A 21,569-nucleotide genomic window follows, 5' to 3' on the forward strand; every position below is an offset into this window, starting at 1 on the left:
TATGTATGAACATTAGTTTTATCCAACGGATTTTTGAGATAAGTTTGACCTTGAGACGTCCACGATAAATTTTTTAGATAGGAAACTTTTTCCTAATAACATGGGATATCGCATGGAAGAACGGTTTCTAAAAGATAACTTGATTTCGAATGATTGATTGTACAATTTGGCTTTCGTAAGAATATAATAACGTTTTTCTTTTTGACCGAATGAACTTTTAACGATTTTCTCTCTATACACAGGGAACTTAAATATTCGAAGTTCTCCTGTTTTAAAATTAACGATTATTTGGCAAATAATCCACTTATGATTATCAATTATTTTTACCTCATATGACTCACAATGTAAAACAGAAGATCCTGCTCCAGTGTCGACTTTTGCCTCGATGTTAAAAATACCAAGTTCTGGTAAATCTAATGATTCCTTCCATCCCACAATTAGTTTATCTTTCATGGCTATTATAGGGGTGATGAGGCTTGGAGTTAATCAAGCCTCATGTTATTTTATTATTCGTAAACAAATTCGCCGTAAGGAGATTTTACTGTTACTTGTTTTGTATCAGATGCTTCTACGCGACCAATAATTTGAGCTGGAATACCAAAAGATTCGGAAATAGCAATAATGCCAGCTGCGATTTCTTCAGGAACGTATAGTTCCATACGATGTCCCATATTGAATACTTTATACATTTCTTTCCAATCGGTGTTTGATTCTTTTTGAATCAATTCAAACAAAGGAGGAATTGGGAATAAATTGTCTTTGATGACATGAACACCATCAACAAAATGAAGTACTTTTGTTTGTGCACCACCTGAGCAATGTACCATGCCATCAATCTGTGAGCGATACTGATCTAATATCTTTTTGATGACTGGGGCGTATGTACGAGTTGGTGAAAGCACTAATTTACCTGCTGTAATGTCCTCTCCAGTCTCGACAGTGATCTTGTCAGTTAAATTTTGACTTCCTGCAAATACTAAATCATAAGGAACTGCTGGGTCAAAACTTTCGGCATATTTCTCTGCAATACTTTTATTAAAAACATCATGACGTGCTGAGGTCAATCCATTAGAGCCCATACCACCATTATATTCTTTTTCGTAAGTAGATTTACCTGAAGAAGATAGGCCGATAACTACGTTGCCGGATTTTATTTTATCATTAGATATAACATCTTCCCGTTTCATGCGACATGTTACGGTACTATCAACGATAATGGTTCGAACCAAATCACCCACATCGGCAGTTTCACCACCTGTTGAATAGATCCCGATACCCATTTCTCGAAGTTCAGCTAGAATTTCTTCTGTCCCGTTTATAATTTCGGCAAGTACCTCTCCTGGAATGACATTTTTATTACGACCAATGGTTGATGATAATAAGATGTTATCGGTAGCACCTACACAAAGTAAATCATCTAGGTTCATGATTATAGCATCTTGTGCTATCCCGCGCCATACGGATAGATCTCCTGTTTCTTTCCAGTAAACATAGGCCAAGGAAGATTTTGTACCTGCTCCATCGGCGTGCATAATATTACACCACTGCTCATCACCTCCTAGAATATCAGGGATGATTTTACAAAAAGCTTTTGGATACAATCCTTTATCGATGTTCTTAATAGCATTGTGTACATCCTCTTTACCTGCGGATACACCTCTTTGGTTATATTTTAAATCTGACATGTTGCTGCAAAAATAAGGATTCAATATGAATTTTAAGCTTTTATTGTAGGAAATATTTGTTAATCTTTTTTAAATAAATGTTGCCATTCCTGAAGTAATTTTTCCAGCGAGTACTGCGCATTTGCAGGACTGGTACTGGGCAATGTATAGTATTGATAGTGTTCGCTCTTTGTAAAATGCTTCTCATATACACGATGGGCTTTTTGTCCATTGAAAATAATGGTCTGTAATTGTGGGTGCTGCGAAAAGAAACCAGGTAGATCATTGGGGATCTCTTCTACAATATCGAGGTCCATACTTCCTTTTCTTTTGGCTTGGGCGCATACATCCCACAATCCAATCTGATTTTCTAATAGCAAGTCAAGCTTTTGAGGATAGGAAAGAGGGGCGGTCCTGTTGAAAATGTGTTGGATTAATTTCCAAAATCGATTTTGAGGATGGGCATAGTACTGTTGCTCATGAATCGATTTATCGCCAGGCAATGAACCTAATATTAAGATTCGAATTTCTTTATTCTCAATGGGTAAAAAGGATTGTTTAAGCATATTTAATGTGAGCATTCATAACGAATATAAAAATTAAATTTTGATATTAAATAATTTTTTGGAAATGGGATCTTTATGGTATATATTTGATATCAAAATAATATCAAACTTAAAATTATGGAAAAATTAATTAAACCCTTGTCTGGCTATTTAGCGCTATTAATGGCTATTATTCTTTTTGTATTGGGTATTGTCTGTTTCTTTCAAGCGAAGGATTCTGCATGGTATGTCGCGGTAGGAATTTTGTTTGTTTTAACGGCTTTATTCTTATTAAAAGGTTTAATGATTATTAATCCAAATCATTCTCGTGTTTTGAATTTTTTTGGCCGCTACATGGGAACAGTTAAAGAAAATGGATTATTTTTTGTCAATCCGTTGTACTCAACCTTAAATGTCAGTTTAAGATCGGACAACTTACAAGGACAAACATTAAAAGTCAATGATAAAATGGGAAACCCTATTGAAATTGGTGCAGTTATCGTATGGCAGGTGGGGGATACCTATAAAGCAACTTATGATGTTACGAATTACACTTCTTATGTCCGTACTCAAAGTGAGGCAGCGGTGAGGCATTTGGCAGGGAGCTTTCCGTATGATAATTTAGAAATTGATGCTAATAATCAAGCTACAATCACTTTGCGTGAGGGGGGGGATACCGTCAATCATATCTTAGAAAAAGAATTGCTAGATCGATTGGCTCCTGCTGGTATAATAATAAAAGAGGCGCGTATCAGCCATTTGGCATATGCTTCCGAAATTGCAGGGGCGATGTTGCAGCGTCAACAAGCTACAGCTATTGTTGCGGCTCGTGCTAAAATTGTTGAGGGAGCAGTAGGGATGGTTGAGATGGCTTTACAAAGATTATCTGAAAAGGATATTGTGGAATTAGATAATGATAAAAAAGCAGCTATGGTGAGTAATCTTATGGTCGTACTGTGTGGGGAAAAGGCAGCATCTCCGGTATTGAACACAGGAACCTTGTATCAATAGTATCAGAATATTAAAAGTATGGCGGAAAAAAAGAATTTCATGCTCCGGATAGAGAGTGATGTATACAAAGCATTGGAAAAATGGTCTGCCGACGAATTTAGGAGCGTGAATGGGCAAATTGAATATTTATTGCACAAGGCTTTGAAACAGGAAAAGCGCTTGGAGGATAAAAAAAAGAAGACCGATGTCAATAAGTCGATAGAATGAAGATTTTTTTAGATTAATTTTTAATCCGGAATAAGAGTAGTAAATTGATTCTGTTGCAGAGATACAATTGGGCTAGCGTGAAAATAAAGATTTTATTAAATCTTTTTCACGCTAGCTTTTTTTATATTGGAATAACATAATAAATTCTAAATTTGAAGGATTTTTAGGTAGTAAGATAATGGATATGAATAGTAATATTAGATTGCTTGTTATCAGTACGAGCACCATTCACGGAAGTTCTTTTTTGACTTATATAAAAGACGATTTGGTTGATTTTATTCAAACTGATGAATTGATTTTTGTACCCTACGCAAGACCTTCTGGTATTTCTTATGATGAATACACGGCAAATGTGCAGACAGCTCTGGCAGATAAAGGTATTCGTGTGAGCGGTTTACACACTTATTCGGATCAAAAGGAGGCGATTGGGCAGGCAAAGGCGATTTTTATAGGTGGGGGAAATACTTTTCTTTTGTTGAAGACCTTGTATGAATTAGACCTTGTCAATGATTTGAAGGCAGCAGTCGCCGCAGGTTTACCGTATGTTGGTACCTCTGCAGGATCTAATTTAACTGGATTGACAATCGGAACAACTAATGATATGCCAATTGTATATCCACCTAGTTTTGATGCTTTGCAATTTTTACCTTTCAATCTTAATCCACATTATCTTGATCCGGATCCGAATTCTACCCATAAAGGTGAAACAAGAGAAACCCGAATACGCGAGTTTCATCAATTTAATACTCAAGCTGTTTTAGGCTTGAGAGAGGGGAGCTGGCTCCATGTTGAAAATGCTCAAATTGAACTTAAGGGTACTTTATCAGCCAGATTGTTTCAACAGGGGAAGGAACCTATTGAACTCCAGCCTGGCCTCCTTCAATTTTGAATATTTCTATCATGATATTTTTCGTTTAGTTTTCAACATCTCGCGGAGACAAAAAAGTAACTATGTATGGGTAAAAAAATAAAAATACATCCCGCAGATCTTGCCGAGGCTCTAAGTACATTGGATCAAGAGGCCTTGTATCAACAATTCAATCAATATGATTTTGAATTGAGGCTCGAAATTTTTTCTTTTTTAGAAAAGGATGTTCAATATAGATTGGCGCGATCTCTATCGGAGTCGCAATTATCGGAATTGCTTAATAATCTGAAACCGGATATTAGGAATCAGTTGTTTTCTGAATTACCCGATGATCTGATTAAGTATTTAATCAATCTATTGAATGAACGTGAGAAGCAGTTGGCGCTAGAGTTGATCGGTTATGCCGAAAACAGTATTGCCCGTTTGATGACGCCCATGTACGTACAAGTACGACCTTATTTTACAGTTGAACATGTATTTAAACATATTAAGTTATTTGGTAAGAAAGCTGAAACCTTAAATTTTATTTATGTGGTCGATGAAAACAATGTATTGATTGATGATTTGAAAATTGGCGAACTGCTATTAGCTGATGCGGATACTAAGATTTCAGAATTGATCGATTATAATTTCGTCTCCATAAAAGCGGTGACTCCCATGGAGGAAGCCTTTGAGATTTTTAAAAAATATGATCGCAGTGCACTGCCTATAACGACAGAAAATGGTGTTTTGGTTGGAATTGTCACCTTTGATGATGTGCTGGATCAGATTGAAGATCGAGATACGGAAGATATCCATCGTTTTGGTGGTATGGATGAACTTGATGTTGCCTATACAAAAACTCCTTTATTAAAGTTAATTCAAAAGAGAGCAGGTTGGTTGATTATTTTATTTTTAAGTGAAATGCTTACTGCTTCGGCGATGGCTTATTTTGACGGGGAAATTGAGAAAGCGGTCGTACTCGCTTTATTTGTGCCACTGATTATTTCAAGTGGTGGTAACTCTGGATCACAGGCTGCTTCGTTAATTATTCGTGCTATGGCTTTGGGCGAGATCAAACTGAAGGACTGGTGGTATGTGATGAAAAGGGAGATTTCCTCTGGGTTAATTTTAGGTGGTATACTAGGTCTTATTGGTTTTTTGAGAATCCTACTATGGCAAGAATTAGGAATTTATGACTACGGTATTTATTGGGTTTATATTGCTTTAAGTGTTTCTTTATCTTTGCTATTTGTGGTTCTTTGGGGTACTTTATCTGGATCTGTTATTCCGTTTGTCTTACGAAGATTTGGTTTGGATCCTGCGACTGCTTCTGCACCATTTGTAGCGACATTGGTTGATGTATCTGGTTTGATTATTTACTTTACTGTTGCCGGATTATTTTTAGCTGGTAAATTATTATAACCTTTCTTAACAGAAAATTTTAAAACTGATTGTAACTTTTATTGTTATTTAAGTTAGAGAGCTATTGATTGCTCTTTGACTTAAATCATTTAATATGGCAAAGATTGTTGCAGATCAGTTAGTTGAAATGCTAGTTGAAGCAGGCGTAAAACGTGTATATGCGGTTACAGGAGATAGTCTAAATTTTTTTAACGAAGCAATCCGTAAAGATGGTCGGATCAAATGGATCCATGTACGGCATGAGGAAGTGGGTGCTTATGCCGCCGCCGCGGAAGCAGAATTGGATGGAATTGCTTGTTGTGCGGGTAGCTGCGGTCCAGGACATGTGCATCTGATCAATGGTATGTACGATGCTCATCGTTCTCATGTTCCCCTCATTGTGATCGCATCGACGATAAACACGCCTGAAATGGGAATGGGCTATTTTCAGGAAACAAATACCATCAAGCTCTTTGATGACTGCAGTTGTTATAATCAGTTAATCACTACGGCTGAGCAAGCACCAAGAATCATTCAAACAGCAATACAGCATGCTATCGGACAAAAGGGGGTTGCCGTTATTGGCTTGCCTGGTGATGTTTCGGAAATGAAAGCTGAAGATTCTATTATTTCTACACAGTTGTTCCATGTTAATCCTGTCATAAGGCCTTCGGATGAAGAGTTGGATGCACTTGCAACAGCTATCAATTCAAGTAAATGTGTGACCGTTTTTTGTGGAATTGGTGCATCAGGGGCTCATCCTGAAGTCGTTCAATTGTCTCAAAAGATTTTGGCTCCCGTCGGATATTCTTTTAGGGGTAAAATGGGAATTCAACATGATAATCCCTATGAAATAGGAATGACTGGTTTACTTGGACAAGCTGCTGCATACCAAAGTATGCATGAATCAGATTTGATCTTATTGCTAGGTACGGATTTTCCTTATGATAAGTTTATGCCTACGGATAATAAAATTATCCAAATCGATACAGCTGTAGAACGTTTAGGTCGACGTGCAAAATTGGAAATGGGATTGTGTGGTGATATCAAGCATACTTTACAAGCACTTCTTCCCTTACTGGAACAAAAAGAGGACGCTAGCTTCCTTGAAGCTCAGCTTAAGATCTATGAGAAAGTAAAGGACAATATGCGTAGTTTTATGGAAGAGAAAGGAGGCGAGGATACGATTCAACCTGAGTTTTTAGCCCATTGTATCAATGAACTAGCTACGGATAGTGCTATATTTACGGTAGATACAGGTATGACTTGTGTGTGGGGAGCTCGTTTTATTAATGGAACTGGTAAAAGACAGATGCTAGGCTCTTTTAATCATGGTTCCATGGCTAATGCAATGCCCATGGCAATAGGGGCAGCTTTGTCTCATCCGGATCGACAAGTGATTGCTCTATGTGGTGATGGTGGATTGTCGATGTTACTTGGAGATTTGGCTACGATCAATCAGTATCAATTACCTGTTAAAATAATAGTCTTTAATAATAGAGCTTTGGGAATGGTTAAACTGGAAATGGAAGTTGCCGGTTTACCGGATAATGAAACCGATATGGTAAATCCAGATTTTGCTGCCATAGCACAAGCGATGGGTTTTAAAGGAATTAATGTTCATAAACCAGAAGAAGTTCGAAATGCGGTTGAATTTGCGTTATCACATCCCGGACCTATTCTTCTTAATGTGTTTACAAATCCCAACGCCTTGGCAATGCCGCCAAAAGTTGAATTTGATCAAATGATAGGGATGGCAAAGTCCATGTCTAAATTGATGTTGGGTGGAAAAATGCAGGAAGTAATTGATACTATAAAATCTAACTATAAGCATCTTAAAGAGCTGTAATATGCTTATAAGTAGCTCATGGCATATTCATTTAAATAGTGATCCATGAGCTATTTTATAGGTCCTAGAATTTCTTTAACTTTTCATAGAGATCTGCTCTTCTATTTTTTAAGTACAGATAAAATTGATGCTTTGGTCCCTTTTGCATTTGGGAGGCATATATGCCTGTTGCGCCCGAGAAAAAATAGGCAATCAAACAAGCTATAGCGAAATAAATACCAGCTTCATACCCGAATAACTCAATACCCATTATTAAACACGCAAAAGGTGTATTGGTTGCTCCAGCAAAAACCGCAATGAATCCCATTGCTGCCAATAGCCCTAGAGGTAGTGGAATGATACCAAAAAGGGCATTACCAAGGGTAGCACCAATGAAAAACAAGGGCGTCACTTCCCCTCCTTTAAATCCGGATGCGAGTGTGAAAGTTGTCAACAAGAGTTTGATTAAAAAATCATAAGAATTTAAAGGACTGTCAAAAGAAGCTAAAATAGTCGGTATACCTAAGCCAATATATCGCGTGTTTCCTATTAACAAAATGGTGACGATCAAAATTATTCCTCCTATAAATGGCCGAATTGGGGGATAGGTTATCTTGTTAAAAATAGTGCTAAACAATTCGCTACATGTGTTAAATAGGTAAGCTACTAGTCCAAAAATCACAGCAGCTGCAACTGTATATAAAATATATTGCAAATTTACTGGAGGTATGATCTCCTGGATATGATAGTGCGTATGTGCTACATTCCAAAATGAGCATGCATAGTCAGCGATAAAAGCCACAACGATACTAGGAACAAGGGCTTTTAATCTTGATTGACCACCAATAATCACTTCCAATCCAAATATTGCTCCTGCCCAAGGTGTGCCAAAAACTGAAGCGAATCCAGCACTAATTCCGAGGATAATTAGAATCTTTCGATCGTCATCAGTGAGTTTGAAAATTTTTGTGCATTGATCAGCAATAGCCCCGCCAATCTGTACAGCTGTCCCTTCTCTTCCTGCTGAGCCCCCAAAAAGATGAGTAAGAAGTGTGCTAACTAAAACTAAGGGTGCCATCTTTAAAGGGATGGTCTGCTTGCTTTGGTAGTATTCTTGGAGCAGAAGATTGTTGCCTTTGCTAGATAAACCACCGTAGTAGTAATATAATGCTCCAATAAGTAAACCGGCAAGTGGCAATCCGAAGATCATCAAGGGGTGAAGTTCGCGATAGTTGGTGACCCAAGATAAACTGGTTAAAAAGAAGGCGGAAATAGAACCCACTATGATTCCGATGAGCATCGTGATCGACAACCACTTTAAAATGAAAATGGCTATACGTTGAAGCGAAAATTTGGAAAAGATACTTTTTTTTGTCAACATGTCTACTTGATTATATCATACACAAATATAGACCGTGCTTTTTGCACGATCGAAGTAGACGTCATTAGCTTTATCAAGCGGTTTAGGGCAGACATCATTGCCTTTCTAACACAAAATTAGATAAAACGAATGATTAATGCAACCCAACCTGCTATCATCAACAACCCTCCTAATGGTGTAACTGGACCTAGAAATTTTAAATTTTTGTTCCAATATTGTGCAAATGATAAGAAGTAGATGCTCACTGAAAATAATAAAGTTCCAGCAGTGATCCCATAGAAAGCAAATCGTTCACTGTATAAATCAAATGATAGGTTGAATCCAAATATCAAGAGGGTGATGGCAGCATACATTTGGTACCGAACACCAACTTCAAAGGAAGCCAATTTTTCATCACTAATTAATTTTTTAAAAGCATGTGCGCCAAAGGCACCAAGCATAATGGCTGTAGAACCTAAGATAGCTGCTGTAATAATAACGATATGATTCATAAAATTAAATTTAAGGTTTTATCATGTCAATATGAGGGATTCCATAATCTAAATATTCTTCAGACACTTGTTCAAATCCGAAACTACCATAAAATTTCTTAAGGTAAGTTTGTGCACCTATTTGAATTGCTGTAGTGCCATGTTTTTCATAGCTGTATGTGATGGATTTCGAGATCAGTAATTTACCATAATTGTTACCCCTGAAAGTTGGGTTTGTAACAATTCGGCCTATAGAGGGTTCCGGGTAAGATAGGCCCGGAGGTACAAGTCTGGAATAAACAACAATTTCATCATTGATCTCTGCCCAAAGGTGGCTACAATGGTAGTCTTTATCATCTAATTCGGGATAAAAACATTGTTGCTCGTTGACAAAAACATCAACTCGTAATTTGAGGATGCGGTATAATTCTGCTGTAGTTAATTCAGAGAATGTTTTATGTTTCCAAAATAATTCCATAAAAAAAGAAGAGCTATATTGCTATAGCCCTTTTACTAATAAAAAGTATTGTTTAATTAAGCGAGTAAACTTTTTACAAGCTCAGAAATCGTGCGTCCATCGGCTTTTCCTGCTAATTGTTGGTTAGCAGCACCCATTACTTTACCCATATCTTTTACGGAAGAAGCTCCAGTAGTACTGATGATATCCTTGATGATCTTTTCGACTTCTTCTCTACTCAGTTGTTTTGGTAAATAAGCTTCGATGACTTCTTGTTCCTCAACTTCAATAGCGTATAAATCTTCTCTGTTTTGATTTTTGTAAATCTCAGCAGATTCTTTACGCTGTTTAACTAATTTCTGAAGTACTTTTATTTCAGTCTCTTCTGTCAAATCTTCTGTGTGACCTTTCTCTGTCTTTGCCAATAATATTGCTGCTTTTACTGCTCTAAGGCCACGTAATTTATTCGCATCTTTTGCGATCATTGCCGCTTTAATATCTTGATTTATTTTTTCTTCTAAAGCCATATTTTAATTGATTTTATTATTTTCTATTTACGATCGTTCCAGTTGCTTGTGCAGTTGGCATAATGATCAGGTCATTAATGTTAACATGCTTCGGTCTGCTGATGACAAATGCTATCGTTTCGGCAATATCTTTTCCTGTTAATGCTTCAATTCCTGTATATACATTTTTTGCCCGTTCTATATCGCCTTTAAAACGTACTTCCGAAAATTCAGTTTCTACCATTCCAGGATTAATGCCTGTTACTTTAATACCTTTTGAAAGGAGGTCAATACGCATGGCTTGATTAAGAGCGTCTACGGCATGCTTACTTGCGCAGTATACATTTCCATTAGGGTAAACTTCTTTAGCCGCAATCGAACCTATATTGACAATATGTGCACCTTCTTGATTTTCTAAAAATGGAATTACGGTTTTGGTTACGTACAATAATCCCTTGACATTGGTATCGATCATCCGGTCCCAATCGCCAATATCACCATCTTGAATAGGATCTAATCCTTGGCTTAGACCTGCATTATTGATGAGTACATTCAAATTTTTCCATTCGGCAGGTAAGCCTTCAATTTTTGATTTCACTTCATCGTAGTTGCGTACATCAAGTTCAAAGATATGAATAGCAATTTGAGGATATAGTGTTGTCAATCTACCTTTTATTTCTTCCAGATTTTGGAAACGACGTGCGCATAGCAGTAAGTTGTAACCTTCTTGCGCTAAAACCTCAGCACATGCTTTTCCGATTCCTGAACTTGCCCCTGTGATGAATACTGTTTTTGACATAGTATTGGTGTTAAAAATAAAACTAAACTGAGATTTTTATTTTGTAGCAATATATATTGTACATACGCCAAAAGTCTGAGGACGAATTACGGTGTTTGAAAAACCTACAGTTTTAGTGATTTGAGCAAATTTTTCACCATCAGGAAAACGAGCGACAGATTCAGGAAGATACGAATAAGCACTTGAATCCTTTGAAAATATTTTCCCAATAGTTGGTGTTATTCTTTTGAAGTAGAAATTATATAATTGCTTGATTGGGAATTTTTTAGGATTGGAAAATTCCAATATCACGGCTTTACCTCCGGGTTTCAATACGCGACAAATATCGGCTAATCCTTGTTCTAAATTTTCGAAATTTCGAACTCCAAAAGCGACTGTTACTGCGTCGAAGGTGTTGTCTTCAAATTGCAAATGCTCAGAATCTCCTAATTGTACTTCAAATTGATCGGATAGACCTTTTTGCATAATCTTTTGTTGTGCAACATCCAACATACCTTGAGATATGTCTACTCCGATTATTTTCTTTGGATGTAATATTTTAATGGACTCCAATGCAAAATCACCCGTTCCAGTAGCAACGTCTAGCATATATTGTGGAGCGATGGATTTTAAAGCATTGATCGCTTTTTTACGCCAAATTATATCGATACCTAAGGATAAAAAATGATTTAAAAAATCATAAGTTTTGGAGATGTTATTAAACATATCTGCAACTTGTTGCTTTTTACCATCTTTTGCGTCTTTGTATGGTTTTAATGATGATGCTTCATTTGTCATAGTAGCAAAGATACAATATTCTCCTTGAGCTTTAATATGATCGAAACGGAAAAAATAAAAATTAAGAATTCTTGACCTTAGGCTCCAATTTAAACTAAAATTGGAATAATCTTTTTAAAATTTATTCCAATTCGGTTGTACGATTAGTGAGAGAAATAGCTTAACTTTGTTAACAGTGGTCAAAGTTGTTAACAGTGTGGTAATGTCTTGTAAATTAGATGCTGTTTTTTGTTGTTAACATTTTTTTCCACATCAAATGTGGAAAAGTGTGGATGTAAAACGATGTTTATCAAAAGCTTTTAAGGTGATTGTTTTCACAACTAATTTAACTGTGTACAACTCTTAAAAAATCTCTACCTAATTTTTTATACATTTGCTATCCGCTATCAATTTTTTAGCGTACATGCACAAGTTTTTGGATATCAAATAAAGATGAGTAACGATAATAATTTTGAAGATAATAATGCTGGAACTGGTAAGAAAACCAATTTCGGAGAGCGTAGGACTAAACTCAATAACTTAGTTAGCGGACTGGGCAAATTGCCACCTCAAGCTTTGGATTTGGAGGAAGCTGTTCTAGGAGCTTTGATGTTGGAGAAAAATGCTTTAAGTGAAGTCATTGATATTCTAAAACCGGATTCTTTTTATAAGGATTCACACCAGAAGATTTTCGAAGCTATTTTTAATCTCTTTCAAAAAACTTCGCCTATTGATCTGCTCACCGTGACTGCCGAACTTCGAAAGATGGGTGCTTTGGAAATGGTTGGCGGAGCATATTATATTACACAATTAACCGATCGAGTAGTTTCTGCCGCAAATATTGAATTTCATGCTCGTATTATCTCGCAAAAATATATTCAACGTGAATTGATTAAAGTTTCTACTGAAATTATTAATAGTTCGTACGATGAAACTTCGGATATATTTGATTTATTAGACCATGCAGAGAAGAGTTTATTCGATATTGCTCAAAACAATTTAAGAAGAGATTCTCGTAAAATGGATGATATCATGCGTGAGGCGATCTCTAATTTGGAGTTGTTGCGTGATCGTACAGATGGATTGACAGGTGTGCCTTCGGGTTTGACCGCTTTAGATCGTATGACTTCAGGCTGGCAACCATCTGATTTGGTTATTATTGCTGCACGTCCCGCAATGGGAAAGACAGCCTTTGTATTATCTGTGGCGCGTAATGCTGCTGTTGATCATCAAAAGCCTGTTGTGGTTTTCTCTTTGGAGATGTCTTCTGTACAACTGGTGAATCGTTTGATCGCTGGTGAAACTGAGATCGAACAAGAAAAATTAAAGAAAGGTAATTTAGCTGATCATGAATGGCAACAGCTGCATTCAAGGATTGGACGCTTGACCGAGGCTCCTTTAATCATCGACGATACTCCTGCATTAAACGTTTTTGAATTTAGAGCCAAATGTAGACGTTTGAAAGCGCAACATGATATTCAAATGGTGATCGTCGATTACTTGCAACTTATGCATGGTAAGGCTGAGGGTAAAGGTGGTGGTAACCGTGAGCAAGAGATTGGTAGTATTTCAAGGGCGTTGAAATCTGTGGCTAAAGAATTAAATGTTCCAGTATTAGCTTTATCTCAATTAAGTCGTGCTGTCGAGTCCCGTCCAGGAAATTCAAAACGACCAATGCTTTCCGATTTACGTGAATCTGGATCTATTGAACAGGATGCGGATATGGTATTGTTTTTATATCGTCCAGAATATTATGGTATGACCGAGGATGAGGAAGGTAGATCTACTGCAGGTGTAGGAGAGGTTATTATTGCGAAGCACCGTAATGGTGAGACGGGTATAGTACCGCTTCGCTTTATTGGTAAATATGTGAAATTTGTAGATTTAGAAGATGAATTTACTGGGATGGGTGCTGCTGATGGATTTAATAATCCAACATCATTCAGTTCGCCGGCCATGAATCCGTCTGCTATGTTCAGTGGTGGTGATACGGGCGGTATGACAGGTGGTATCACAATGCCATCGCGTATGAATGACATGCCTGATGATGCTCCATTTTAGTAGTGGTATATAAAAATAATTTACCCATAAGAGATGTCTTATGGGTAATCATAAAAAAAGCACTGTTTAAACAGTGCTTTTTTTATTTCATGCTGATGACTTTATCGACAACATACACTGTATTTCCTCTCCAGGGTAATACTCCATGGTATTCCTTATAGTGTAAGTCGAAATACTTGCCACTATTTGTTTCGAGTTGCTCAAATATAGTATTATCTTCAATGGAGAATTCAAATTGATTGCTGGCTACGCCGCCTGCTTTCATTTGTCCAAAACCCTCTTGTATCAGTTTTCCTTCATATGTTTTAAAAACATTACCTTTTTTTACAGCAAAGTTTAAATATCCTGATTTAACACCTTCGCCAAAAACGAAATAATATTTATAATAAGCCATACTCGCTCCAATGGCTAGAATGACTAATATGGCAATAATCATAAATTTTTTGAAACCACCTTTTTTTTGTTGAGTATCTGTGTAATTAGTCATATCTGAGTTTAATTTTAGTATAAACTTAGGTAAATTTGTGTATATAAGCAATATAATTACGTGGATAAAATCAAAATTCATCTGCGTATCCTTTTTATCTAATTGCTACTCGAAATGTATAAACTGGATGTTATCACTGAATAATTCCATATACCCCATTTGTTATTTCTAGTGCGATTACTCCATCAGTTTTTTTAACACATATTAGCTCCTTATTTGAAAAATATGAAATTATTGTCAGTATAAAGAGCATGTTTTTATGAATTTAAAAATGTCAATAGTGGAACATCTCTGTATAATATTCTATAAATTTGTATTACTAGAAAGCGATGATGGAGACAATAATAGATAAAAAGAGAAAAATTATTCATCTGGATATGGATGCTTTTTTTGCTTCTGTCGATCAACGTGATTTTGAAGATTTGAGGGGTAAGCCCATTGCTGTCGGTGGATCTCCTGACGGTCGTGGGGTAGTGGCAGCGGCCAGTTATGAGGCTCGAAAATATGGAGTTAAATCTGCTATGTCTTCTATACAGGCACTCAAATTATGCCCTCATATCATATTTACTAGGCCTAGGTTTGATGTGTATAAGCAAGTGTCCGATCATATTCGCGCTATTTTTAATCGATATACAGATTTGGTGGAGCCATTATCTTTGGATGAAGCATTTTTGGATGTTTCTGATGATAAACAACAGATCGGATCAGCTTTGGAAATCGCGAGGCGAATCAAACGAGAAATAAAGTCTGAGCTTAATCTTACTGTATCAGCAGGTGTATCTGTTAATAAATTTATTGCTAAAATAGCTTCAGATATGAATAAGCCCGATGGGCTCACTTTTATAGGTCCTTCCAAAATATTAACATTTATGGAAGAACTACCTGTCGAAAAGTTTTTTGGAGTTGGAAAGGTAACCGCAAATAAAATGCGTTCTTTGGGAATATTTAAAGGAATGGATCTGAAGAAGCAGTCGCATGCTGATTTGATTCGTTGGTTTGGAAAATCGGGAGATTTTTTCTATCAGATTGTTAGAGGAATTGACGATCGTGCTGTTGTGCCTAATCGTATTCGTAAATCTATTGGTATTGAAGATACTTTTTCGCATGATATTGAACAATTGGAGGAGCTTAAATCTATTTTACATGATCTGAGCACCCGTCTTTATGGTCGTCTTGAAAAAGGGGACAAACGGGGACGGACCTTGACCTTGAAAGTGAAATATGCTGACTTCACGGTATTGACTCGAAGCATTTCAATCTTACAAATATTTTCTAATCAAGAAGATATGTATCAAGTTGCACTTGCTTTGCTCCTTAAGTTGGAGCTTGATAAAAAGGTTCGATTGATGGGGATTTCGATTTCAAATTTTCAAGATGAAAAAATCGAACGTTTTGAGGGCTATCAATTATCGCTGTTTGAGGATATGTAAATTTTTCTTGTCTATTCAGCTTGTTACAACTTAAATTTCTTGTAAATAGGGTCAATTTCCTATCTTAGTGGTCAAACTTAGATAATCTTCATATTTAAATGAGTAAATTAATTACCGCGCTGAGTCTTACGGCTTTTATTCTGGTATCAGAATCTTCAGTTCAAGCGCAACAAAAACGATTGGATTTTGATCAATCTTGGGGAAATCGAAATTCATTAACACAAAGTATCAATGGCTATCCAGGTTGGGCAAATAATACGGCTTATTTGGAGCGGGATGCGCAGGATGGCAAAGTGTATCAAGTGGATTTAAAAAGCGGTAAACGTGAATTGCATGTTGTGCCGGCTAAATCTTCTGTGAAAGTGTACATTTCAAAAAATGATATTTTTATTCAGGACGGTAATCAAGCTGCCAAGCAATTGACAAATTCTCCCGATATTGCTGAGCAAAATCCAACCCTTTCACCAGATGGTAACCTTGTCGCATTTACACGAAAAAGCGATTTATATGCTATTGATTTAGTGTCGGGGAAAGAAATTCGCTATACGAATGATGGCACTGATGTCATTTATAATGGTTGGTCATCTTGGGTATATTATGAGGAAATATTAGGAAGATCGACCAATTATAAGGCTTTTTGGTGGTCTCCGGACAGTAAGAAATTAGCATTTATGCGCTTTGACGATACTAAAGTGCCGATGTTTCCAATTTATGTGTCAAAAGGTCAGCATGGCTATTTAGAAGAGACACGTTATCCGAAAGCTGGTGATCCCAATCCTGAAGTGAAAGTCGGAATTGTGAGCGCTACAGGTGGTCAGGTGATATGGTCTGATTTCAATGAAAAAGATGATCAATATTTTGGTCAACCGTATTGGAGTTTTGATAGTAAAAATATTATGGTCCAATGGATGAATCGTGACCAGAATAATTTGAAATTTTACCAAGTAGATCCTAATTCGGGCTCTAAGAAAGAAATTTATGATGAAAAGCAGTCCTCATGGATCAATTTAGATCATGATGAGCGGATTACTTATTTGGAAGATAATAAGCATTATATATTAAAATCGGATAAGACGGGCTGGGCACATTACTACTTATACACCTTAGATGGTAAATTATTAAACCCGATTACAGCAGGTGATTGGCAGGTGACTTCATTGGAATATATCGATGAAAAAGCTAAAGTGGTGTATTTTATGGCTCGTAAAGAAAATTCTGCCCGCTATGATCTATATCGTGTTGACTTTTCGGGTAAAAACATGAAGCGTTTAACATTTGGAGACTATTCTCATGAGGTGAAGATCTCTCCTGATGGACAATATTTTATCACGAATTACTCTAACGTAAGTACGCCAAACAAGGTTGCTTTGGTCGATAATAAAGGTAAGATCGTGAAAGAGCTTGCTGATAGTAAATCTCCTGATTTTAATTCTTATCAATTTGGTGCGACTAAGTACTTCACGATCAAGTCTGATGATGGTCAGTATGATTTACCGGTGGTGGTTACTTATCCGACAGATTTTGATGAGACAAAAGAGTATCCAGTTATTTTCAGTATCTACGGAGGTCCTGATGCAGGAACAGTCAAGGATACTTGGAAAGGAACTCGAAGTCAATATTGGGCTAATGAAGGTATTATTCAAGTTTCAGCAGATCACCGCGCATCTGGACAGTTTGGAAAGCAGGGGGTAACACTGATGCACCGAAACTTAGGGCATTGGGAAATAATCGATTATTCTACCATTGCGAAGTGGTTTAAGGCAAAGCCTTATGTCGCTAAGCATAAGTTTTTAATAACGGGACATAGCTATGGTGGGTATATGACTTGCTTGGCATTGACGAAGGCTGCTGACGTTTTTGATTTCGGTATTGCGGGTGCTCCTGTGACCTCATGGGATCTATACGATACGCACTATACAGAACGTTGGATGGATACACCTCAAGATAACCCTGAAGGGTATAAAAATGGATCGGTATTGACTTATACGGATAAATATAAAGGTGTTTTAAGAATCATGCATGGAGATATGGATGACAATGTCCATTTGCAAAATACCACACAATTGGTAGATGCTTTAACAGATCGTTCGGTACCGTTTGAGTTGATGATCTATCCAGGTAGTCGTCATGGATTTGAAAGGTCAAAAAATGCGTATGATTTTAAAGAACGCGTTCGTTTCTACTATCAATATTTATTGGAAAAACCAGTTCCAAAAGACTTCAAATAGATCATTTTTAATGTAAAGAGCCTTCTCAGATATTATTTTGAGAAGGCTTTTTTGATTTAGAGTACTTTATCTTTAAAAAAAGATGAAATATTGATGTGTTAAATTGTTGATAACCAAAAATTATTTCATCTTTGTGTAATTTATTTTTATTTCGATGATTCAGTTTCTCAAGGAGAGCACTTTTGCTGTTAATGAAGTTTTAAGCAAGTCAATTCAAATACTTAAGGGACATTATTTCTCTATTGGAGGATTACTGTTGTCTATTTTTTTATTGTTTGTCGTTGCACATGAATTGACATTCTATTTAGAAATGTCAAGTATACTCATCAAAATTCCTTTGATGTTATTATTTGCTGTTACTTTGTTAGGATTGCAATTGTTTCTTTTTAAGTATATTTTAAATTTATTGGATCATAAAGAGCATGTAGGAGTGGTCAAGACATGGCCTTCATGGTCAGAATTATTTATCTTTTTAGGTGGAATCGTTTTATTTACGCTATCTTCTTTATTGATTCTTGTAGTTGCCATGATTGTTTGTTTTCCCCTGATCTATATGGGTATTGATACCGAGGTAGTTTCTTTTGAGATAGTGCCAAATGTGGCAGCGATTTTGTCGTTCTTTATTTTACTTCGAATTTCTTTTTTCCCATTTTTTATCATTGATAAAGGAACAAATGTGACGAAGTCATTGCGTTGGAGTTTGGCGATTACAAAAGGAAATGTCGTTAGACTTTTTTTAATTTTGTTGAGTTTAGCATTTGTGAGCGTATTGAATATTTATTGGGTCTATATGGAATACTCCATTATGGCGATTATATTTAGTTTAATAAATTCCTTTTTGATTATTCCTTTAACATCAGTTGTTTATACTGTTGCTTACCGAGATATGGTTCAAGAATATAAGGGAAGTGAAGATCCAAGTATCTTAAGTAATATATTTTAATAAAAAATTTTGATTTTGAATAAAAAAGGAATAGCTGTTTTAGGTTCGACGGGTAGTATAGGGACACAGACCTTAGATGTGGTGCGGGCTTTTCCTGATCGTTTTGATATTGTCGTATTGACTTGTGGTTCTAACGCTACTTTGTTAGTTGAGCAGGCACTGGAATTTTTACCACAGGCTGTTGTTGTAATTGATGAAGCTCAGTTCGAATTTGTTAAAGTAAAATTGAGTCATACTGCTATTGCTGTTTATTCCGGTATGCAAGCTTTAGAAGAAGTAGTGCAGTTTGAAGAAATCGATGTGGTTTTAAATGCCATTGTTGGTGCGGCAGGTTTACGACCAACCATTAAAGCCATTGAAAATGGTAAAGATATAGCACTTGCAAATAAAGAGACCTTGGTTGTTGCTGGGGAACTGGTAATGGGTTTAGCGTCACAACATCAAGTTCAGATGTTGCCGGTTGATTCGGAACATTCTGCTATCTTTCAATGCTTAGCTGGAGAGGAGACTAACCCGATTGAAAAGATTTATATAACCGCTTCTGGTGGTCCTTTTCGCGGAAAGGATCGGTCTTTCTTGGCGTCAGTAACAAAGGAACATGCTTTGAAACATCCAAATTGGGTGATGGGCGCTAAGATTACTATTGATTCTGCTTCTTTGATGAATAAAGGTTTAGAGGTCATAGAGGCAAAATGGCTTTTTGATTTGGAAGTGGATCAAGTTGATGTCATCGTACATCCACAGTCTATCGTGCATTCTCTTGTTCAGTTTCAAGATGGTTCTATCAAAGCACAGCTTGGGGTGCCCGATATGAAATTGCCGATACAATATGCGTTGTCTTATCCGCATCGTTTGGAAAATAATTTTGAACGGTTTAACTTCTTGGATTATCCTCAATTGACTTTTGAAAAGCCCGATTTACATACCTTCAGAAATTTGGCACTGGCTTATGATTCATTGCGAAAAGGCGGTAATCGTCCATGTGTGTTAAATGCGGCCAATGAAATCGTAGTGGATGCATTTTTAAAGGATAAGATCAGTTTCTTGGGTATGAGTGATGTAATCGAGACGGTATTAGAAAAAGTAAATTATCTTGCGAGACCAAGTCTAGATGACTATATTGAGTGCGATTATGCCGCAAGGAGAATTGCGGAAGAAATTATCAATTAAGTAAAATTATAGAAGGAGATACATGGGTGTTTTAATTATGGTGGCACAAGTCATTTTAGGCTTGTCGATTTTAATTGTATTGCATGAGCTGGGCCATTTTTTAGCGGCACGAGCTTTTGGGATCAAAGTAGAAAAGTTTTATTTGTTTTTTGATGCTTGGGGTGTCAAATTATTCAAATTCAAATATAAAGATTGTGAGTATGGTATAGGATGGTTGCCTTTAGGAGGATACGTTAAAATCGCTGGTATGATTGATGAGTCCATGGATACTGAGCAATTGAAAGGAGAACCTCAAGAGTGGGAATTTCGTTCAAAACCAGCTTGGCAACGCTTGATTGTGATGTTGGGCGGTATTATCGTGAATGTAATTGTTGGTGTTGTAGTTTTTTGGATGTTAACATTCAAAATGGGAACCACAGATATTAAAAACGATCAATTGGTGAATGGAATTGTTCCGGGTGAAATTGGTAAATCAATCGGCTTACAAGCGGGAGACCGTATCATGGCTATTGATGGTGTTAAAATTGAAAACTATTCGGACTTAATCAGTTCAAAATTATTAATGGGTGGTGTTGATCTTACCGTTAATCGTGCTGGTGTAGATACTCAAATTCATGTACCTGCTGATATTTTAAATACTATTGCAGATAAAAAGGATGAGAAGTTTATCGAACCTCGTATGAAAATGACTGCTGTTGCTGGTATTCAACCGGGTTCTGAAGCTGTAAAAATGGGCTTTATGAAAGGTGATAGTATCATCGCAGTTGATCAAACCCCAATTTTGTTTTTTGACCAGTTCAAAGATCAGTTGAATAGTAAAATAGGCAAGCCGATTGAATTGAAAATTGTACGTAATGGTCAAGAACAAGCACTAAAAGGTGTGGTACCAAAGGATGCAATTTTAGGTTTTAATGTCAATCGTGATCAAACGATTAAAACGTTTACCATCCATTATAGCTTATTGGAATCTTTACCAATGGGCGCAAAAAAAGCATTCACTGTGATTACAGATAATGCAAAAGGATTTGGTAAAATATTTAAAGGCGAGATTCGTGCTGATAAGGCGCTTTCAGGTCCTGTAGGAATAGCACAATTGTTCGGTACTGAAGTGGATTGGGTACGTTTCTGGTCACTGGTAGGTATGTTGTCAATGGCTTTGGCATTTATGAATTTATTACCTATTCCAGCTTTAGATGGTGGTCATGTTGTTTTCTTATTAATAGAAATGATACAAGGAAAACCGTTAAGTGAAAAATTCTTGGAGAAAGCACAAATGGTTGGGTTTTTTATTCTACTCGCTCTGATGGTGTTTATTTTCGGGAATGATATTTTTAAATTATTTAAATAGCATCGCATAAACTTAGTGAAACAAGGT

21 protein-coding genes and 1 riboswitch are annotated in these 21,569 nt (G+C 36.5%); of the genes, 11 read left to right on the plus strand and 10 right to left on the minus strand.

Annotated elements, in window-relative coordinates:
- Positions 1–18: 18 nt before the first annotated feature.
- From C8N37_RS02635 to C8N37_RS02645, 3 genes are read right to left on the minus strand one after another with little or no spacing between them, the layout of a single operon-like run.
- Complete coding sequence (locus tag C8N37_RS02635; RefSeq protein ID WP_108157417.1) at positions 19–453, minus strand: ATP-dependent zinc protease family protein; 435 nt, start codon at positions 451–453, stop codon at positions 19–21.
- 53 nt (positions 454–506) lie between these two features.
- Positions 507–1,685, minus strand: a complete 1,179-nt coding sequence (locus C8N37_RS02640; protein ID WP_108157418.1) for an AIR synthase related protein — start codon at positions 1,683–1,685, stop codon at positions 507–509.
- A 59-nt stretch (positions 1,686–1,744) separates the two neighbouring features.
- Positions 1,745–2,245 (minus strand): DNA-deoxyinosine glycosylase, encoded by a 501-nt coding sequence (locus C8N37_RS02645; protein WP_211322179.1) that lies wholly within the window; start codon positions 2,243–2,245, stop codon positions 1,745–1,747.
- Positions 2,246–2,347: 102 nt separating this feature from the next.
- On the opposite strand from C8N37_RS02645, the gene C8N37_RS02650 reads away from it, so the two are divergent.
- The 5 genes from C8N37_RS02650 (at position 2,348) to C8N37_RS02670 (ending at position 7,527) form a co-directional block, all read left to right on the plus strand.
- Positions 2,348–3,220 carry an SPFH domain-containing protein gene (locus C8N37_RS02650; protein ID WP_108157419.1) on the plus strand — a complete coding sequence of 291 codons (873 nt, stop codon included), beginning with the start codon at positions 2,348–2,350 and terminating at the stop codon, positions 3,218–3,220.
- An 18-nt stretch (positions 3,221–3,238) separates the two neighbouring features.
- Complete coding sequence (locus C8N37_RS02655; RefSeq protein WP_108157420.1) at positions 3,239–3,427, plus strand: Arc family DNA binding domain-containing protein; 189 nt, start codon at positions 3,239–3,241, stop codon at positions 3,425–3,427.
- Positions 3,428–3,611: 184 nt separating this feature from the next.
- Entirely contained in the window at positions 3,612–4,316 is a 705-nt protein-coding gene (gene pepE, locus C8N37_RS02660) for a dipeptidase PepE (RefSeq protein WP_244914324.1), read from the plus strand.
- Between the two features lie 66 nt (positions 4,317–4,382).
- Positions 4,383–5,699, plus strand: coding sequence for a magnesium transporter (mgtE, locus tag C8N37_RS02665; protein WP_108157422.1), 1,317 nt, complete (start codon positions 4,383–4,385; stop codon positions 5,697–5,699).
- A 94-nt stretch (positions 5,700–5,793) separates the two neighbouring features.
- Positions 5,794–7,527 carry a thiamine pyrophosphate-dependent enzyme gene (locus C8N37_RS02670; RefSeq protein WP_108157423.1) on the plus strand — a complete coding sequence of 578 codons (1,734 nt, stop codon included), beginning with the start codon at positions 5,794–5,796 and terminating at the stop codon, positions 7,525–7,527.
- 64 nt (positions 7,528–7,591) lie between these two features.
- On the opposite strand, the gene C8N37_RS02675 is transcribed toward C8N37_RS02670, so the two are convergent.
- From C8N37_RS02675 to ubiE, 6 genes are all read right to left on the minus strand, one after another.
- On the minus strand, positions 7,592–8,887 hold the full coding sequence (locus C8N37_RS02675; protein ID WP_108157424.1) for a voltage-gated chloride channel family protein: 1,296 nt from the start codon (positions 8,885–8,887) through the stop codon (positions 7,592–7,594).
- A gap of 48 nt (positions 8,888–8,935) precedes the next feature.
- Positions 8,936–8,998, minus strand: a riboswitch (Fluoride riboswitch).
- Between the two features lie 5 nt (positions 8,999–9,003).
- Positions 9,004–9,378 carry a DUF423 domain-containing protein gene (locus tag C8N37_RS02680; RefSeq protein ID WP_108157425.1) on the minus strand — a complete coding sequence of 125 codons (375 nt, stop codon included), beginning with the start codon at positions 9,376–9,378 and terminating at the stop codon, positions 9,004–9,006.
- A gap of 10 nt (positions 9,379–9,388) precedes the next feature.
- Positions 9,389–9,835, minus strand: coding sequence for a GNAT family N-acetyltransferase (locus C8N37_RS02685; protein WP_108157426.1), 447 nt, complete (start codon positions 9,833–9,835; stop codon positions 9,389–9,391).
- Positions 9,836–9,891: 56 nt separating this feature from the next.
- Positions 9,892–10,341 carry a GatB/YqeY domain-containing protein gene (locus C8N37_RS02690; protein ID WP_108157427.1) on the minus strand — a complete coding sequence of 150 codons (450 nt, stop codon included), beginning with the start codon at positions 10,339–10,341 and terminating at the stop codon, positions 9,892–9,894.
- A 16-nt stretch (positions 10,342–10,357) separates the two neighbouring features.
- Positions 10,358–11,119 (minus strand): SDR family NAD(P)-dependent oxidoreductase, encoded by a 762-nt coding sequence (locus C8N37_RS02695; protein ID WP_108157428.1) that lies wholly within the window; start codon positions 11,117–11,119, stop codon positions 10,358–10,360.
- A gap of 36 nt (positions 11,120–11,155) precedes the next feature.
- Entirely contained in the window at positions 11,156–11,896 is a 741-nt protein-coding gene (gene ubiE / locus C8N37_RS02700; protein ID WP_108157429.1) for a bifunctional demethylmenaquinone methyltransferase/2-methoxy-6-polyprenyl-1,4-benzoquinol methylase UbiE, read from the minus strand.
- Positions 11,897–12,328: 432 nt separating this feature from the next.
- Here ubiE and dnaB point away from each other — a divergent pair, with 432 nt between their 5' ends.
- Positions 12,329–13,936, plus strand: coding sequence for a replicative DNA helicase (gene dnaB, locus C8N37_RS02705; RefSeq protein ID WP_045752833.1), 1,608 nt, complete (start codon positions 12,329–12,331; stop codon positions 13,934–13,936).
- A gap of 82 nt (positions 13,937–14,018) precedes the next feature.
- On the opposite strand, the gene C8N37_RS02710 is transcribed toward dnaB, so the two are convergent.
- Complete coding sequence (locus tag C8N37_RS02710; protein WP_108157430.1) at positions 14,019–14,423, minus strand: hypothetical protein; 405 nt, start codon at positions 14,421–14,423, stop codon at positions 14,019–14,021.
- A gap of 329 nt (positions 14,424–14,752) precedes the next feature.
- Here C8N37_RS02710 and dinB point away from each other — a divergent pair, with 329 nt between their 5' ends.
- The 5 genes from dinB (at position 14,753) to rseP (ending at position 21,542) form a co-directional block, all read left to right on the plus strand.
- The gene (gene dinB, locus C8N37_RS02715) at positions 14,753–15,853 is read left to right on the plus strand and encodes a DNA polymerase IV (RefSeq protein WP_108157431.1); all 1,101 of its coding nucleotides are present in this window, start codon (positions 14,753–14,755) and stop codon (positions 15,851–15,853) included.
- Positions 15,854–15,951: 98 nt separating this feature from the next.
- The gene (locus tag C8N37_RS02720; RefSeq protein WP_108157432.1) at positions 15,952–18,081 is read left to right on the plus strand and encodes a S9 family peptidase; all 2,130 of its coding nucleotides are present in this window, start codon (positions 15,952–15,954) and stop codon (positions 18,079–18,081) included.
- Between the two features lie 154 nt (positions 18,082–18,235).
- Positions 18,236–19,024 (plus strand): beta-carotene 15,15'-monooxygenase, encoded by a 789-nt coding sequence (locus C8N37_RS02725; protein ID WP_108157433.1) that lies wholly within the window; start codon positions 18,236–18,238, stop codon positions 19,022–19,024.
- 15 nt (positions 19,025–19,039) lie between these two features.
- Positions 19,040–20,194 carry a 1-deoxy-D-xylulose-5-phosphate reductoisomerase gene (locus C8N37_RS02730; protein ID WP_108157434.1) on the plus strand — a complete coding sequence of 385 codons (1,155 nt, stop codon included), beginning with the start codon at positions 19,040–19,042 and terminating at the stop codon, positions 20,192–20,194.
- Between the two features lie 22 nt (positions 20,195–20,216).
- Positions 20,217–21,542: an RIP metalloprotease RseP gene (gene rseP, locus C8N37_RS02735; protein ID WP_108157435.1), complete on the plus strand. Its 1,326-nt coding sequence runs from the start codon at positions 20,217–20,219 to the stop codon at positions 21,540–21,542.
- The last annotated feature ends 27 nt before the right edge of the window (positions 21,543–21,569 follow it).

Source organism: Sphingobacterium faecium, from assembly GCF_003054045.1.
GTDB lineage: Bacteria > Bacteroidota > Bacteroidia > Sphingobacteriales > Sphingobacteriaceae > Sphingobacterium > Sphingobacterium faecium.